The sequence below is a fragment of the Neobittarella massiliensis (ex Bilen et al. 2018) genome, from assembly GCF_900289145.1.
Taxonomy (GTDB): domain Bacteria; phylum Bacillota; class Clostridia; order Oscillospirales; family Ruminococcaceae; genus Neobittarella; species Neobittarella massiliensis.
Window position 1 is genome coordinate 25,788 of record NZ_OKQO01000010.1, and the last position, 14,185, is coordinate 39,972.

Here is a 14,185-nt window from a genome sequence, read left to right on the forward strand (position 1 = left end):
CCTGTTATGCAAAACAAACGCTGCACCCGCTGCGGTGCTTCTATCGATCTGGCGGCCGGTTACTGCCCCCACTGCGGGGCCCAGCAGCCGATCAGCTATACGCAGGGCGGCTATGCCCCACCTTATCAGCCCGCCGGTCCCCGCTGCCAACAGCAAAATAACACCGCCACGCTGGTGCTGGGTATCGTGGGCATCATCTGCGCCTTTTTTGTGCCCATCGTGGGCTGTGTGTGCGCCGTTATCGGGCTGGTCATGAGTATTCAAAACAGCAAAAACGGCCAGTCCGACACCACCGGCAAGCTGCTCAGCGGCGCGGCGCTGGTGATCCTGGTGGGGCGGGTAGTGCTGAGCATCCTGTTTTCCCTGCTGGGGTTTGGGCTGTTTTTGGGTTTTGCCTCGCTGTGGTGAGCGCCCATGAGCGCATGTGGGCATATTTTATCTGCGCACATCAAAATAAAAGGCAGCGGCTCTAAAATGAGCTGCTGCCTTTTTTGTGGCCGCCGGGCCCCAGTAACCAGTGGGCGGCGGTCGGGCAATTGTGAACAAATTGTAAAAACGGCTGTTTTTTCTACTATTTGCGCCCCGTTGCCGCGGCTACAGACGCTGCCGCCAAAAAAGGCCCTGCGGGCCGCCGGCAAATGAGCGGCAGCCGGGCCTTGTTAGAGAAAATGCGGACCTTGCGGCGCGGGCGCTCAGTCGCGGATATCGGGATCGGGCAGGGGCATCACGTCGAAATCCAGTGCGATGCCCGGCACCCGGCACAGCTCGCCGAACTGCTCGACCATGCGCCGCATAGCCTGGGCGCCGTGGCGGTGCAGCTGTACCGTGAGCAGCACCAAAAACTGGCAGTCGCTGTAGCGGCAGAACACGTCGCCCCGCCGCAGCCCCAGCTGCAGCACCGTGAGCAGGTCGGTCATGGCGGCGCGGCAGTGGTGCTCGGCCAGCGCGCCGCCGTCGGCCCGCTCTACGGTGAACACGCCCAGGCAGCAGTGCAGCTGATGGCGCTGCAAAATGCGCTGCAGCACCTGGCTTATTTGGCAAAAAGAGGCGTACTCACACTGGTAGGCCCCTTCGTGGCCGCGGGGCTCGGCCATCATGTTGGCCAGCATATGTACCCGCTTTTCTACCCGTTTGGGCCAGCTGAGCACCTGCCGCTGCATTTTTTGCAGCTCCTCGGGCACCGGCAGGCCCCGGGACTTGATCTTGGCGATGGTGCGCTCGCTCACCGCCCGGGCCTGCTTCCAATCACCTACCTGCAGCAGCGACCAGATATGCAGGCGCTGGAAGGTGGTGCTGTTGGGGTCGATCTCGAGCACCCGGCTGCAGAGCGTGGGGATCTCCTGGTAGTAGCTCCACCGGATCAGGTAGTCGACGATCTGGCGGCAGGCGCGCAGGTACATGTCGTGCAGCTTTTGCTGGTAGTTGCGTATCCACTCTACCGGCGAGAGCTCCTGCAAAAAGCGGCCCCGGTACAGGCCGATGAGCTCGGAAAACAGGGCATAGCCCTCTTCGACATACACCTCCTGGCGCTCTAAATGGTGGCACAGCTCGGTGAAACGGCGGATATCGCTGCTGAAGTCGACCTCCCGCTCTACAAAGCAGTAGCCGCCTTTTTGGCTGGCCAGCGCATCGGCCAGCCCGTCGGCCCCGCTGCGGCGCAGCATGGCTCGGGCGCGGTACATGAGGTTTTTCAGGGCATGCTCGGTCTTGGCATCGGGCTCGCGCTCGGGCCACAGCACCTCTACCAGCTCTTTGTTGGGCAGCTCGCGCCCCGGATTGACAAGCAGGTAGACCAGCAGGCTGGTCAGTTGTCGCGAGCGCGCCAGCTCCTCTACGTATTCGCCGTCTACACATAAGCTGCACATGCCCAGCGTGCGCAGTGAAACAACGGTCATGGGTCATCTCCTCCCTCGTGGCGGCAGTCGTTGCCCGCAAAAAAAGAGCGCGCTCTCGCCGGAACGGGCGCGCTCTTTTTTGCTCTTTACTTTTTGGTGGTACAGATAGCGCCGCCTCTGCCGGGGGCAGACGGTCCCCGGCAGAGGCGGCCGTTTTTACTTTTGATGTGCGCCAAAACTGCCGGGCCGGCCATGCAGGGCCAGCCGGGGGCAGGTGGCATTTTGCGCCGTGATCGGCGGGCTTTACGCCAGCCAGTTTTGCAGCACGGTGGCGGCGATGGCCGCCCCCACCGGCAGCGAGTCGAGCTCGATATACTCGCCGCGGGTGTGGGCGCCGCCGCCCAGGCACACGCCAAAGCAGCAGGCGGGCACGCCCAGCGACAGGGGGATATTGCAGTCGGTAGAGCCGGGCATGCGCATGGGCTGTTTGCCGGCGTGCTGCTCGATGGCGTCGGCGCACAGGTCGGCCAGCACTTTTTGCGCCACCGGGTCGACATCGCCCATGCAGGGGCGCTCGCCCAGAAGCTCGACTTCTACCTCGAGATCCATATTGCGGTAGCTCTCGACCACGCTGGTGAAAAAGCGCTTCATGAAAGAGAGCCCCTCACGGGAATCGCTGCGGAACTCGTAGAGCATGCTGGCGGACTGGGCGATCGTATTCACCGAAGTGCCGCCGCTGATCTCGCCCACATTGTAGGTGGTCTTGCCGGCCTGGGGCACCCGCACCGTGTACAGCGTCTGGATCATGCTGGAGAGCTTTTCGATGGCGTTGCGGTTGCCGAAATCGCCGTAGGAGTGACCCCCCTCGGTGCGCAGGGTGACCCGGTAGCGCATAGAGCCCACCGGCATATCGCACAGGCCCAGGTAGTAGCCGTCCAGCGAGATGAGCTCGTGCACCCGGCCGGCGTAGTCGGCCATGATCTGGCGGCTGCCCTTTAGGTTGCCCAGCCCCTCCTCGCAGGAGTTGCAGACGAACAGCAGCCCGTTTTTCACCGGGCAATCGTTTTGGATGACGTATTTGGCCAGCAGCATGAGCACGGCCAGGTTGGCGGTGTCGTCGCCCACGCCGGGGCAGTAGAGCCTGCCGTCTTTTTGCTGGGGGACAAAGGGCTCGGTGTCGGGAAATACGGTGTCGGTGTGGGCCATGAACACGGTGACCGGCTCTTCTTCGCGGCAGCGGTGGGGGTACACCACGTTGAGGGCCTCGTCGATATAGACGCCTTTGGCGCCCTGACGCTCGAGCCACTGCTTACAAAAGGCGGCGCGCTGCTCCTCGTGGTGAGAAGGGGCGGGTATTTGGCAGAGGGCCAGCAGCAGTTCGGTGAGCTGCTGCTGGCTGTTTTGCAGGTACTGTTTGAGTTCGTCGCGCAGGGGTAGGGCCATGATCAAAACACTCCTTTAAGCGGGCGCACCGCAGCTGCGCCACCAGGCAGGATCGTGCCGGTAAGGCGTGCAGCGGCGCGTCTTTCAATATATGCAGACAGGTTATGTACACAATCAGTATAACACATATTGCGCCGTCGGAAAATGTATTTTATCAAAACCGGCGCGCTGCCGATCTGCGGGGCGGGCCCGTGCGCAGGCCTGTTTATTTGTGGCGCTTTTCGGTGATCACCCGCAGGATGGGGGGCATTTGCGAGAGATCGCCCCCGGCCATTTGGTAGCCGGCCATAAAGGCCTCGCGCACCATGCAGAAAAGCATGCCCTCGAATTGGTCGTATTGGTTGCTCTCTAAAAATTGCGAGAATGCAGTCTCGAAGTCCATTTGAACGTCCTCCTTATAACGTGTAAGAGTGGATAGGCAGTTGGTTTATCGTTATTTATGGCGAGACGGGACCGTAGCGCACCCGCGCATTGTGGCACCGGTTGGCACATTGTCCCTTGTGTTGACTTGATTATAGCTTGTACACGCTGTGGAGTTTGTCGATTTAGGGATGGATTTGGTGGGAAATCAGAAAACGGCGGAGTTTGTGCGATACCACAGAATAATCTGCCAGTAATTGGATAAGTTGTATCTACCTCGCCAAAAATAGGACATTTGAGCGACTGGGCAGGGCAGAACAGGTCTTCGATCACTCCTGGTCTTTTCACCTTACAAAGTTTGAGTCGCCGCAGCCTGTAAAGTAAAATAGCTTTTCAGAAATAAATAGGTCCCTTTTACCCTAACAGAGACCCCAAACATATGGTATGGTGTATGGGAGATAAAAGAGAGGAGTGAGCAGATGCAGGATATATTACAGGCGCTATATTACGGCAACCTCTGCCCGGCCGACCAAATTGGGCCACTGGGCAGCGACTATCGCGCCGCCAACCGGGAATCCGAGAGACAGGACCGGTGGTGCCGAGAAAACCTGCCGCCAGAAGCATATCGACGGGTGCAGCTGTTGCAGAGCGCGGCCACCGAGTGCAACCAAATAGAGCTGTACCACACCTTTTGTCGCGGATTTTCGCTTGGTGCACAGCTGTTGCTGGCAGCGCTAGAGGAGCCAAGAACGAAGAGATAAGCTCGTTGGCGGCGCCAATCAGTAAAGGTGTTTCCCTTTACTGTAATGCTGAAATCAAAAAAGAGCGAGGCCACTTTGGCTCCGCTCTCTTTTGTCTATAACATTATACTCAGCGCTGTTTGGCGGGGCGACCGAGTCCTGTCGGCGGCCGGGCTCGTCGTCCGGCGCATATCTGGCCGCCAGCAGCTCGAGGGCGGCCCGCTTTTGGCCGACATCTTGCAGCACCCGGGCCCGGCCAAACACCACCACGCTGCGAAAACAGGTGGTGTACTGCTGCGGCATCACCTGGTCTTTATCCACCGCGCAAAACGACACCTGACTGTGGCGGGCGATGATATCGAGCTTGTGGCCGGTGCGGGCGCAGTGAAAGTACAGTTTTTGGGCGCTCTTATCGTAGGCGCAGCTCGGCGGCACGGCATAGGGGTAGCCGCCGTCGCCCAGCACCGCCAGCACACCGGCCGTACCGCGCTTTAACACCGCGGCGCACGCCGTCGCCGACAGAGCCTGTTTTTTGCGGCGCATCTCTCAAAACATCTCTGCTCTTTCCCCTCTCTTATGCGGTATACGGGGGCAGGCGGGCGGCGGCGTTAAAACTCGGCTACCACCCGGCAGGGCAGCCCGGTCATGCCGGTGTAGTTGACCGGGTAGGTGTGGGCGGTAAAGCTGGGACCGGCCGCCGCCACCGGGCCCAGGTGACACAGGTTCTCGATGATGAACACGCCGCGGTCGGCGCAGTACTGGTCTTTGGGGGTGTGCTCGCGGCCGCGGCGCACACCGGCGAAGTCGACGCCGATGAGCGAGACGCCCCGGTCGAGCAGCGCGTCGATAAGCGCGTGGGACAGCTGTGGATGCTGTGAAAAATAGGTCTTGCTACCGTAGCCCTCCCGCTCGATAAAGCCGGTATAAAAAGCCACGAACATCTCATTTTGCACCTGTTCCAGATCGATATCGCCGCAGTCGATATCGCGGCCGGCCACCTGGCGCACATCGAATACCACCGCCCGGCGGCGGGTGTATGCGAGCGGGAACTGCTTGTCCATCACGTCGAAGTGGGTGCCCAGGTGGCCCACCAGCGCTTTTTCCTCGTTCCCCCGGGCGTTTTGTACCATCTCCGGGGTGACCTGTACGGTCAGATCCTGTAACATCTATCTTCCTCCCAACTGCTGTATCTGCTCTTGTAAATACGCGTTATAGTCCCGCATAAAGCGGGTCACGGCCTGCAGCTGCCGCTGGTCGCAGCGCCGCAAAAAGGCCTGATCGCGCTGCTGCCACTGCCGGTGGCGCGCGTCGTGTTCGGCACAGAGCGCCGCCCCTTTTTCGGTGAGGTGGTAGTACACCTCTTTTTTGTTGCCCGGCTCGGTGTAGGGGGTGATGCAGCCGCTGTGCCGCAGGCGCTTGGCGATCTTGCTCACGGCGCCGCGGGTCATGTGCAGGTGGGCGGCGATCTTGGTGACGTTGGCGTGATCGATGGCGGCGATGGCGGCGATAGCATGTACATCTGAATAGCCATAGCCGTGCAGGCGCTCGCTCTCGGTGAGTTTAGAGAGCAGGTCTTGCCGCTCTAAAAACTGGGCCAACAGCTGTAACAGTTCCACACTACCCGCTCCTTTTTGTTTCTATGGATACAGTATAGGGGCGGATCGTCTCTCTGTCAACGATTTTTAGAGGTGGTGGTCCGCGGTGGCCCCCCTACCCGCCGGGCGATAAAAAAGAGGTGCCGCGGGCGGCACCTCTTTTGTTGCGTTTTGCGCGGGAGCGCTGGCAGCTTAGGCCTTATAGACCTTGCCGCCTTTCATGACGAAGTTGCAGCGCTGCATAGACGAGATATCGGCGAAGGGATCGCCGTCAAAGGCGGCGATATCGGCCAGCTTGCCCGGCTCTACGCTGCCGACTTTATCCTGCCAGCCCAGCAGCTGGGCGTTGGTGGCGGTGGCCGCCTGCAGCACCTGGGCCACAGTAAAGCCGAAATCTACCATGAGACTAAACTCGTAGGCCTGTTTGCCGTGGTAGTTAAAGGAGGTGCCGGCATCGGTGCCAAAGCAGATCTTTACCCCCGCCTGGCGGCACTTGCGCAGGTTTTCGCGGTGGCCCTGCAGGCAGCGGACCGATTTTTCGACCACCTCGGCCGGCAGGCCGGCAGCCACGCCGTTTTCGTTGATGCGCTGGCCGGCGATGATGGTGGGCACCAGGTAGGTGCCGTGCCGTGCCATCAGCTCTACACATTCATCGTCCATGAGCATGCCGTGCTCGATGGAGGTGATGCCGGCACGGATGGCATTTTTGATGCCCTGCGCGCCGTGGGCGTGGGCCGAGGAGATGCGGCCGCGGCTGTTGGCCACGTCTAAAATGGCTTTCATCTCCTCAAAGGTGAGCTCGATGGCGCCGGGCTCGCCGGGGTTGCCCACCCCGCCGGTGGCCATGATCTTGATCTGGTCGGCGCCGTATTTGAGGTTGTAGCGGGCGGCGCGGCGGCCGGCATCCGGCCCGTCGATAATGACCCCCGACTGGCATTTACCGGTGATCTGCGGCGCCAGCCAGCCGTCGGAATGGCCGCCGGTGGAGGAGATGGCCTCGCCGCTGACGAACATGCGCGGGCCGTCTATCTCGCCCCGGTCGATGGCGTTTCGCACGGCGATATCGGCAAAGCCGTAAGAGCCCTCGTCGCGGATGGTGGTGAAGCCGGCCATCAGGTCTTTTTTCGCCAGCAGCATGGAGCGGATGGTGAGGTCGCCGATGGTGCCCTTGTTGATGCAGTCCATAAACTCCACCTCACCGTCCCAAATGGTGTGGACGTGGGCGTCGATGAGGCCGGGGGTGACGAACTTGTCGCCCAGGTCGTAAACGGTGCAGCCGGCGGTATCGGCCTGCTCGACCGGGCAGACGGCGGTGATCTTTTCACCCTCAACGGTGACGGCCACCTTTTCTTTGACGGTACCGGTCGTGCTGCAAAACAGCTTGCCGCACAAAAGCACGATCTTATCCATAAGCGCTTCTCCTTCTCTACTTTATAAAGTATCGGCTCGTTTGCCCAGCCGGCAGTCCGTCGCCGCTGGGGAGAGCTCTAACCAAATATCTCTTCGAACAGAGCGTCCTGTTCGGGCAGGTGCACCGCATAGCTCACCGCCACTTTGCCGCCGGTGGCGGCGATGACGGCGCGGGCCCCCGCCTCCTCAAAGGCGCCGCACAGCTCGATGCAGCGCACCCCGTCGGCGGCCAGCTGCTGCGCTGTTTGGCAGGCGTCTTCGATACTGGATACGCCGACGACCTGCACATCGCCGCCGTGCATGTCGGCGCGGTCGCGGCGGCTGTCGAAGTGGCCCATGAGCATATAGGCGAGTTTCATATTTTAGACCTCTTTCTATCGGCGGAGCGCCGGTCACCTTTTCGACAAGCGGCGCCCGCACGCTTTTTTTAGCGGTGGGCCCCAAGGGGCATACAGCCAAAAAAGTGGCCGCTTGCAGGCGGCCACTCTGGCGGTTTAAAGCTGGGGTTTAGCCCTTATACACGACGCCGTCTTTCATGACGAAGGTGCAGTTTTCCATGGTGTGGATATCGTCGAAGGGGCTGACGTCGAAGGCGGTGATATCGGCCAGTTTGCCGGCCTCGATGGAGCCGACCCTGTCGTTCATGCGCATGAGCTCAGAGGCGACTTTGGTGGCCGACAGCAGGCTCTCGGCCACGCCGAAGTTGCCGTATTTCTGCATGAGGGCAAACTCGCAGGTCTGGGTGCCGTGGTAGTTATAGTAGGTGCCGGCGTCGGTACCGAAGGCGATCTTTACGCCTTTGGCGCGGCATTTTTCCAGGTTCTTGCCGTGGTTGACCAGGCAGCGGGTGGCCTTCTCGACTGCCTCGGCGGGCAGGGAGTCGCCGTTCTCGACGATCTTGTAGGCCGCTACGATGGTGGGGACCAGGTAGGTGCCGTGCTCGGCCATCATGTCGATGCACTCGTCGTCCATCATCATGCCGTGCTCGATGGAGGTGATACCGGCCCTGATGGCGTTTTTGATGCCCACTGCGCCGTGTGCATGAGCCGAGGAGATGTGGCCGCGGCTGTTGGCCACATCCAGCGCCGCCTTCATCTCTTCGAAGGTGAAGTCGGGGGCGCCGGGCTCGTCGCCGATGGACATGACGCCGCCGGTGGCCATGAGTTTGATCTGGTCGGCGCCGTATTTCAGGGTGTAGCGGGCGGCATGACGGGCGCCGTCGGGGCCGTCGGAGATGAGGCCCATGGTGGTCTCGCCGTGGATGTCGGGGTTATAGTGGGAGTCGGAGTGGCCGCCGGTGGTGCCCAAGGGGCGGCCGGAGACCATCATGCGGGGGCCCACCACGTCGCCGCGGTTGATGGCATTTCTCAGCGCCACGTCGACAAAGCCGTAAGAACCCTCGTCGCGCACGGTGGTAAAGCCGGCCATCAGGTCTTTCTCGGCGTTTTTCATGCTGGCGAAGGCAAAGTCGCCGGCGGTCCAGGTGATCTGGGTCTCCATGCAGCCGGGGCGGCCGTCGAAAGCGGTGTGCAGATGGGTGTCGATCAGGCCGGGCATAACGAATTTATCCGACAGGTCGATGACCTCACAGCCGGCGCAGTCCACTGCCGCCGCGGGGGCGACTTCCACGATCTTGTTGTCCTCGATGACAACAGCCATGTTCTCCTGTACGCGCTCGTCGGTGGCGGTAAAGAGCTTGCCGCATTTGATTACTTTTTTCATCTCAAACACTCCTTTACAGTTTTACAGTACTGTGTGTATGGCAGGGCCGCGGCTGCGGCCCGATACAGCGATCCTTGATCCTTTAAAGGGCTAAAACGAAGTTGTGCCGCCAGCGGCAGAGCGCGGGCGGCACGACTTATATGCTTTTCAAACTGCGCACTGTCGGGCAATATGCGCGCTGCGCGCATTGCTCAGGCAGTTTTTATTTGAAGATCATGGGGGCGATGATGCCGGCGAACACGACCGAGGCGATGGTGACGGTGGTGAAACCGCCGACCAGCATTTTGGGCAGCAGGATCTCGGAGACAGCTGCTTTCTCCTCGTCGGAGGCGTCGAGGCCGTTGGTGACCTCGTTGGTGATGACCTGGGTGCCGGGGTAACCGATCAGGGCGGTGAGGCCGATGGTGATGGACATGGCCGGGGAGTAGCCCAGCAGTTTGCCGGCGATGACCGCGAATACGGCGATGCCGATGGAGCCCAGAATCAGGGTGCCGATGAGGGGATAGATCATGCCCAGGAACGCCTTAAACGAGATGGAGGCGAAGCTGCCGGGGACGATGCTCATCAGGGCGATACCCACAAAGCCGTAGGCGTTGGCCTTGTTCAGGGCGTTCTTCTCGAGGAAGCCGAACTCGCAGAACAGGATGCCGAACAGCAGATAGGCGATGTTGGGGTTTAAGATGTAGTTGGTGGGGTTGGAGCCGGGGATGGCGGTGAAGTTGGCCAGGATGGCGGCGATAGCGGCCACGATGGCCACGCGGCCGATGATCCAGCTGGAGGTGCTCAGGCTCTTGGGCATGGGGGGGATGAAGCGCAGATTGATCTTCTTTTTCTTGTCTGCGCTGTCGCCGCTCAGGTCCAGCGTGCCGGATTTGACCAGCTTGTTGGCCTCTTTTTTCAGCAGGAAAGAGGCGATGGGCATACCGATGAACATCTGGAAGGCCACCACCAGCATGGCGAAACCGCCCAGCTCGGGTTTGCCGGCAGCGACTGCCGACTCGTTGGTGATGACACCGGCGATAACGCCGCCGGCAATGGGCGAAGCAGCGCTCAGGGCGTACTCACGGCCGAAGAGCATGGTCGAAAGCGTAAAGCTGATGGCCGCCAAGCCGACCAGACCGATCAGGGCGATCAGGACGGTCTTCCACTCTTTTAACAGGTCCTCCAGGTTGATGATGGTGCCTACGTGTACCAGCAAAATAGCGATACCAAAGGCGCTCATCATAGCCGGCAGGGTGGTGTCGGTCAGGGAAGAAGCGGGGATGATCTTGGTCCAGAAGCCAACCAGATACACGGCAGCGCCGATGATGATGGATGAGACCAGACCTTTTGTTTTCTCTGCTACCAGGTCGCCGAACGCGAAAACGATCACGAATACGGCAAACGAGAATAGCGGCGTCCATAAGCTTTGCATAAGGATCCTCCTACTCTTTTTGAGAATGACCGGCTTTGCCCGTCATTTTTCCATAGTATAGCACGCGCATTTTTCGTTGTCACCACTTTTAGTCCGATTTCGTCACATGTGTCAATTCATCACTTTCAACCAGTAAAATCGGCGGTAAAAATCACGTATTTTCAAAGTTTATTCATAAATTGATAACGGTTTGACAATGTAATGTATTTTATACGCGCACACATTTGCCTTATACCGCACTTTTGTATTTGTTTAGAAAACACTTTCGTCCGTGACAGGACTACCGGCAGATCTTCCAGCGGAGATAGACCTAGTTCGTCAATGTGCACAGACCACATGGTGGAAAACCGCTGTTTTAGCAATTTTTGTTGTTTTTTGGTAAAAAAAGTTGCCACATCGCTTTGTCACTGCAAAGTGCTGGAAGAACTGGGGCCAACTCTCAGTTTTGGGTGGGCATCGAGCGGGTTGGGGGCGGGGGACCTGACCGGGCGGTGGCGAGCAGCGGACGGGTTGGTACGGGACTTGACCGGGTGGCGGTAAGCGGGCGGGTTGGGTGTGAGGTTTAACCGGACGGCAGTGAGCGGGCAGGTTGGGTGCGGGAGACCTGCCGGGTGGCGGCGGGCAGTGGACGGGTTGGTACGGGACGTGCCCGGGCTGCGGTGAGCGGGCGGGTTGAGTGTGGGAGATCGGGCAGGTGGCGGGCAACGGGCGGGTTGGGTGTGGGGTTTAACCGGACGGCAGTGAGCGAGCGGGTTTAGTGCGGGGGATCGGACGGGCATGTTGGGAGTGGAGGATCGGGCGGGCGGCGAGCAGTGGGTATGTTGGAGACGGGGGATCGGCCGGGTGGCGAGTGGGCAGCGACTGGAAAACTGTTCGGCAGCGACGGTGGCGGGCCGGTGGGGATCGGGTATATGGAGAAAAACGGCGGCAGAGCGGTACTGGGCATGTTGGCGGGGGCACAAGCCGGCCCGGGCGCTCATGCGCGCTTTGGCAGCCCGTGCCGGTAAACAAAGGCGGCGGTACGATAAAAAAGAGCGCCCTGACGAGCGCTCTTTTTATTTTGCTGATCTATATCACCGGCGCTCGCCGGCGCTGTTTTTCTTGGAAAATATAATGAGGCAGCTGACCAGGTAGTTGAGGATGGCCGAGGTGGCGCTGGCGATGATCTTGGTCAGGTTTTTGTTGCCGTGCAGCAGGGTGACGAACACAAAGAGCATGACATTTTCGAGCAGGCAGGTGGCCAGACGGCTGCCTGCAAAGCGGCCCAGGTCGGCTGCGACCTGTTTGCCGGTCTGCCCGCGGGTGCCAAAGACGTACAGCTTGTTGGTAAAGAAGGCCGCGACCACGTACAGGACCCAGGCGACGGTATTGCTGACGAGGTAGTGCAGCCCCAAGGCGTTGGTCAGCAGCAGGTACACGCCCAAATTGAAAAAGGCGGTGATGGCCCCCCAGAACACGTAGCGCACAAAGCGGGGCAGGTCGTTTTTAATGTCGCCAAATACTTTGGCAGCCAGCTTTTTCACCAGCAGCCCCCCTGTCAGCGCCCGGCTGGTGGGCCGGGTTTGAGATGTCGAATACTGTCGCGTTGACTGGCATTGTACCACCGCCGGCAGCGGTTGTCAAATCGCAGCCGCTACCGGCGGCGTGCCGGTAGCGCGGCTCCCCTGCCCTGCTGCAGGACAGCCGGCGGCCTGGGCGGCAGGTGGCGGCAGCTGCTGCGCCGACCTGTCGGCGGCTACCGGGCGCTGCCGACGGCCAGCGCCCGCTGCATGATCTGCTGCACCACCGCGGTCTTGGCGTCGGCGTAGTGCTGCACGTGGCGCCACACCCGGGCGGCCAGCCGGCGCTTTGCAGCGGCGTACAGGTCGCGGTCTTCGGGGTGGGCGCGCAGCCAGTCGCGAAACAGCAGCATGCGCTGCGCCTCCTCTGACCCGACGGTGAACACGTGGATGTTGCTGTCGGTCCCGGGGCCTTTAAACATGCGGTGCTGATACCAGTCCGGCTCGCGGATGCGCAGTGTGTAGCCGGCTTTTTGCATAGTGGGCAGATAGGCGGACTCGTCGGCCGAGTCGGCCACCAGCAACAGCATATCGATGATGGGCTTGGCGCACAGGCCCGGCACCGAGGTGGAGCCCACGTGCTCGATCTGCCGGGCGCCGGCGCCCAGCGCGGCCTGTATGCGCTGCCGCTCGACGGCGTACAGCCGGGGCCACTGGGTGTCGTATTCCTGCAAAAAGATGGTGCTGTTGTGGGGGACCCGCTCCCCCACGGTGACCTGGGCCAGCTCGGCGTCGCTGCGCTCTATCTTTGGTGATGGCATATCGTATGACCTCCTATTGCGGGCTGCACCGCCGGGGCGGTACAGCAGAAAGAGAGGACCGGTATACCGGTCCTCTCTGTGCGCGATCTCGCTATTTTCGTGGCGGCGGACTACTTGCAGTCGCAGCCCTCTTCGTGGCAGTCGCAGCCGCCCTCGGGCTCGTCCTCATCGTAGACGAAATCCATATCGAACTCCAGCTCCTCGCCGCAGTTGGGACAGGGGATGCTGCCCAGGTCCAGCATGTCCTCGTCCACGCAGACCACTTCGCCGCAGCTGGGGCAGGTCACTTCGTACAGCTCGCCCTCATCGAAGTCTTCACAGCCGCAGTCACAGCCGTCCTCGTCTTCGCCGTAGAGGTCGTCCTCCACATCGGACAGGTCCTCGTCGATCTCCTCGACCAGATCCATCACTTCGTCCAGATCTTCCTCGATGTCGTCGACAGTCAGCGCCAAATCTTCAATGATGTCCACCATTGCCGAAATCACTTTGACTTCTTTTTTGCCTTTGTCCAGTTCCAGGCCCTCCATCAGGCCTTTCAGGTAGGACACTTTTTCGTTTATTGTCACTGCAATCTCTCCTGTCCTTATAAATTTGGATGCGCTTACTCCCCAGTATCCAGTAACCAGTATAGAGTATGGGGCTTATGCGCGCTCCATATACTCGCCAGTGCGGGTATCGATGCGGATCTTGTCGCCCTCGTCGAGGAACAGGGGCACGCGGATCTCGGCACCGGTCTCCAGAATGGCGGGTTTGGTGGTGTTGGTGGCCGTGTTGCCCTTAAAGCCCGGATCGGTCTTGGTGATCTCGAGATCGACGAAGAACGGGGGCTCTACGCCAAACACGTTGCCTTTGTAGGAGAGCACCTTCACGTCGGTGTTCTCTTTGACGAACTTGAAGTTGTCGCTGAGCACCGACTTGTTGATCGGCAGCTGCTCGTAGTTCTCGTTGTCCATAAAGTAGTACAGATCGCCGTCGCTGTACAAATACTGCATGTCGCGGCGCTCGATGTAGGCGGTGGGGTATTTCTCGGTGGGGTTAAAGGTCTTCTCGACCACGCCACCGGTGATGACGTTTTTGACTTTGGTGCGCACGAACGCGGCGCCTTTGCCCGGCTTTACGTGCTGGAACTCGATGACCTGCATCACGTTGCCGTCCATCTCGAATGTCACGCCGTTTCTAAAATCTCCCGCAGATATCATTGTTGACCTCCATACTCATAGTTCTATCTAATTCTATCCTATCTCGGTCGCTTTTTCAACCCCGAGTTTGTGGATAAGCGCATAAACAGGCCACTTTTCGGGGTCCGGGCGGCCGATGTGTCCGCAGTGGACGGACAGGCAGCACCG

At 60.3% G+C, this 14,185-nt stretch carries 16 protein-coding genes; 2 read left to right on the top strand and 14 right to left on the bottom strand.

Going from position 1 to position 14,185, the window contains the following annotated elements; genetic code table 11:
• Positions 1–6: 6 nt before the first annotated feature.
• Positions 7–408 carry a zinc-ribbon domain-containing protein gene (locus C6Y32_RS13565; RefSeq protein WP_105205813.1) on the top strand — a complete coding sequence of 134 codons (402 nt, stop codon included), beginning with the start codon at positions 7–9 and terminating at the stop codon, positions 406–408.
• 284 nt (positions 409–692) lie between these two features.
• On the opposite strand, the gene C6Y32_RS13570 is transcribed toward C6Y32_RS13565, so the two are convergent.
• The 3 genes from C6Y32_RS13570 to C6Y32_RS15465 all read right to left on the bottom strand — a co-directional run bounded on the left by C6Y32_RS13570 (position 693) and on the right by C6Y32_RS15465 (position 3,660).
• The gene (locus C6Y32_RS13570) at positions 693–1,895 is read right to left on the bottom strand and encodes an AfsR/SARP family transcriptional regulator (RefSeq protein ID WP_105205814.1); all 1,203 of its coding nucleotides are present in this window, start codon (positions 1,893–1,895) and stop codon (positions 693–695) included.
• A 243-nt stretch (positions 1,896–2,138) separates the two neighbouring features.
• A complete protein-coding gene (locus tag C6Y32_RS13575) occupies positions 2,139–3,278 on the bottom strand; it encodes a M20/M25/M40 family metallo-hydrolase (RefSeq protein WP_105205815.1) in 1,140 nt (379 codons plus the stop codon).
• A gap of 205 nt (positions 3,279–3,483) precedes the next feature.
• On the bottom strand, positions 3,484–3,660 hold the full coding sequence (locus C6Y32_RS15465) for a hypothetical protein (protein ID WP_164998293.1): 177 nt from the start codon (positions 3,658–3,660) through the stop codon (positions 3,484–3,486).
• Positions 3,661–4,117: 457 nt separating this feature from the next.
• Between C6Y32_RS15465 and C6Y32_RS13580 the strand changes: the two genes are divergently transcribed.
• Positions 4,118–4,399 (top strand): DUF6809 family protein, encoded by a 282-nt coding sequence (locus C6Y32_RS13580; RefSeq protein WP_105205816.1) that lies wholly within the window; start codon positions 4,118–4,120, stop codon positions 4,397–4,399.
• A 54-nt stretch (positions 4,400–4,453) separates the two neighbouring features.
• Here the strand turns inward: C6Y32_RS13580 and C6Y32_RS13585 are convergent, their stop codons facing one another.
• The 11 genes from C6Y32_RS13585 to efp all read right to left on the bottom strand — a co-directional run bounded on the left by C6Y32_RS13585 (position 4,454) and on the right by efp (position 14,038).
• Complete coding sequence (locus C6Y32_RS13585) at positions 4,454–4,921, bottom strand: pyridoxamine 5'-phosphate oxidase family protein (protein ID WP_243562780.1); 468 nt, start codon at positions 4,919–4,921, stop codon at positions 4,454–4,456.
• 65 nt (positions 4,922–4,986) lie between these two features.
• A complete protein-coding gene (locus C6Y32_RS13590; RefSeq protein WP_105205817.1) occupies positions 4,987–5,544 on the bottom strand; it encodes a cyclase family protein in 558 nt (185 codons plus the stop codon).
• Positions 5,545–5,994: a MarR family transcriptional regulator gene (locus tag C6Y32_RS13595; protein ID WP_105205818.1), complete on the bottom strand. Its 450-nt coding sequence runs from the start codon at positions 5,992–5,994 to the stop codon at positions 5,545–5,547.
• A gap of 171 nt (positions 5,995–6,165) precedes the next feature.
• The gene (locus tag C6Y32_RS13600) at positions 6,166–7,383 is read right to left on the bottom strand and encodes a metal-dependent hydrolase family protein (protein ID WP_105205819.1); all 1,218 of its coding nucleotides are present in this window, start codon (positions 7,381–7,383) and stop codon (positions 6,166–6,168) included.
• Between the two features lie 77 nt (positions 7,384–7,460).
• Positions 7,461–7,742, bottom strand: a complete 282-nt coding sequence (locus C6Y32_RS13605; RefSeq protein ID WP_105205820.1) for a DUF6506 family protein — start codon at positions 7,740–7,742, stop codon at positions 7,461–7,463.
• A 148-nt stretch (positions 7,743–7,890) separates the two neighbouring features.
• Complete coding sequence (locus tag C6Y32_RS13610) at positions 7,891–9,105, bottom strand: metal-dependent hydrolase family protein (protein ID WP_105205821.1); 1,215 nt, start codon at positions 9,103–9,105, stop codon at positions 7,891–7,893.
• A gap of 202 nt (positions 9,106–9,307) precedes the next feature.
• Positions 9,308–10,519, bottom strand: coding sequence for a hypothetical protein (locus C6Y32_RS13615; protein ID WP_105205822.1), 1,212 nt, complete (start codon positions 10,517–10,519; stop codon positions 9,308–9,310).
• A 1,073-nt stretch (positions 10,520–11,592) separates the two neighbouring features.
• Positions 11,593–12,042 carry a GtrA family protein gene (locus C6Y32_RS13625; RefSeq protein WP_164998294.1) on the bottom strand — a complete coding sequence of 150 codons (450 nt, stop codon included), beginning with the start codon at positions 12,040–12,042 and terminating at the stop codon, positions 11,593–11,595.
• A 212-nt stretch (positions 12,043–12,254) separates the two neighbouring features.
• On the bottom strand, positions 12,255–12,839 hold the full coding sequence (locus C6Y32_RS13630; RefSeq protein ID WP_105205825.1) for a GrpB family protein: 585 nt from the start codon (positions 12,837–12,839) through the stop codon (positions 12,255–12,257).
• A 110-nt stretch (positions 12,840–12,949) separates the two neighbouring features.
• The gene (locus tag C6Y32_RS13635) at positions 12,950–13,405 is read right to left on the bottom strand and encodes a CD1247 N-terminal domain-containing protein (protein ID WP_105205826.1); all 456 of its coding nucleotides are present in this window, start codon (positions 13,403–13,405) and stop codon (positions 12,950–12,952) included.
• Between the two features lie 75 nt (positions 13,406–13,480).
• Entirely contained in the window at positions 13,481–14,038 is a 558-nt protein-coding gene (gene efp, locus C6Y32_RS13640) for an elongation factor P (RefSeq protein ID WP_105205827.1), read from the bottom strand.
• Between the last annotated feature and the right edge of the window lie 147 nt (positions 14,039–14,185).

What these genes read in the sequence shown, in the direction of transcription:
- efp (WP_105205827.1), bottom strand. Translation starts at nt 14,038, where the DNA reads ATGATATCTGCGGGAGATTTTAGAAACGGCGTGACATTCGAGATGGAC.
- C6Y32_RS13630 (WP_105205825.1), bottom strand. Translation starts at nt 12,839, where the DNA reads ATGCCATCACCAAAGATAGAGCGCAGCGACGCCGAGCTGGCCCAGGTC.
- C6Y32_RS13570 (WP_105205814.1), bottom strand. Translation starts at nt 1,895, where the DNA reads ATGACCGTTGTTTCACTGCGCACGCTGGGCATGTGCAGCTTATGTGTA.
- C6Y32_RS13605 (WP_105205820.1), bottom strand. Translation starts at nt 7,742, where the DNA reads ATGAAACTCGCCTATATGCTCATGGGCCACTTCGACAGCCGCCGCGAC.
- C6Y32_RS13590 (WP_105205817.1), bottom strand. Translation starts at nt 5,544, where the DNA reads ATGTTACAGGATCTGACCGTACAGGTCACCCCGGAGATGGTACAAAAC.
- C6Y32_RS13585 (WP_243562780.1), bottom strand. Translation starts at nt 4,921, where the DNA reads ATGCGCCGCAAAAAACAGGCTCTGTCGGCGACGGCGTGCGCCGCGGTG.
- C6Y32_RS13575 (WP_105205815.1), bottom strand. Translation starts at nt 3,278, where the DNA reads ATGGCCCTACCCCTGCGCGACGAACTCAAACAGTACCTGCAAAACAGC.
- C6Y32_RS13565 (WP_105205813.1), top strand. Translation starts at nt 7, where the DNA reads ATGCAAAACAAACGCTGCACCCGCTGCGGTGCTTCTATCGATCTGGCG.
- C6Y32_RS13600 (WP_105205819.1), bottom strand. Translation starts at nt 7,383, where the DNA reads ATGGATAAGATCGTGCTTTTGTGCGGCAAGCTGTTTTGCAGCACGACC.
- C6Y32_RS13610 (WP_105205821.1), bottom strand. Translation starts at nt 9,105, where the DNA reads ATGAAAAAAGTAATCAAATGCGGCAAGCTCTTTACCGCCACCGACGAG.
- C6Y32_RS13580 (WP_105205816.1), top strand. Translation starts at nt 4,118, where the DNA reads ATGCAGGATATATTACAGGCGCTATATTACGGCAACCTCTGCCCGGCC.
- C6Y32_RS13615 (WP_105205822.1), bottom strand. Translation starts at nt 10,519, where the DNA reads ATGCAAAGCTTATGGACGCCGCTATTCTCGTTTGCCGTATTCGTGATC.
- C6Y32_RS15465 (WP_164998293.1), bottom strand. Translation starts at nt 3,660, where the DNA reads ATGGACTTCGAGACTGCATTCTCGCAATTTTTAGAGAGCAACCAATAC.